This window comes from Oleiphilus sp. HI0043 (assembly GCF_001634935.1).
The window spans coordinates 1-921 of record NZ_LWEY01001973.1; the positions used below are offsets into that span (position 1 = coordinate 1).

The following is a 921-nucleotide window of genomic DNA, read 5'->3' on the forward strand; positions in this document are numbered from 1 at the left end:
TCTAAATCTCCAGGTTTCTCCGTCTATGCGAAAATAGTCGCCATTTTTATCTGTAGTGCTGATGTAATTGGTGAGCGAAGCGTCTGATTGTAAATGAATCGATCCGATTTGCTCATTTGGGTAAAAGCTAGCTCTTGGGAGAGAGAAAAGCATAGCAATAGGGCTGTTGTTTCGAGCGTCTATTGTCTCGCTATTATAGGTTTGTGCAGCTTGTAATTGAGAGCTAAAAAGCACGATGTAGCAAAGGGTAGTAAGTATAGAGCGCATTAGCTTATGAAAATTAGTTAAATTAGAGTTCTAGGCTACCACGGTAAGCAATTTGCCACGAATTACCTTTGATTAAGAATTCTCGTTTTACATTTGCCATTGAACAGTACTACACGCCACGTAAGAATTTTGCTAGTGTTGCACAAGTTTTCACATCCCCTTCAGGAGATTTCATTTGCGCTTAACTAATACGCTAAAACAGCTAAAGAAAGCCCCCTTGCTTAAGCGTATTTGCTTATATAGCTTTTTGTTTAGCATATTGTTATCGCTTGGTATTGTTTTTACGAAAGGGGTTTACTCTTACCAAATGCAAGTTGATTCAATCAATGAGTGTTTAGATCATTTACTGTCTTCTAATCTTGACCCGATAAGTGAAGCTGTTTGGCGCGCAAACGATCAAAAGGTCGAAGCGATACTAATTGCGATGCTGGATGATTGTCATTTGCATATTTCTGGGAAAGAAACCAGAAAGTATACGCTCAGCTATGATGACGGTCGTACTATAACGGTTGGAAGTATTGGGGCCTCTGCCCGCATCGAGCAATCTGTCTATCCAATTAGTTATTGGAAGGGAGGGGAGGCTCAAGCCTACTGGTTAGGAGAGCTGGCTGTCGTCCAGAGTTTAGATGGGGTCATTGAAGAGGTTTCTAGGGA

Annotated in this window: 1 protein-coding gene; it reads left to right on the forward strand. The window is 41.0% G+C overall.

Features of this window, described 5'->3' with window-relative positions:
* Window positions 1-442 precede the first annotated feature (442 nt).
* The coding region (locus tag A3729_RS30365) for a hypothetical protein (protein WP_156498250.1) at window positions 443-921 on the forward strand (479 nt) is incomplete at its 3' end.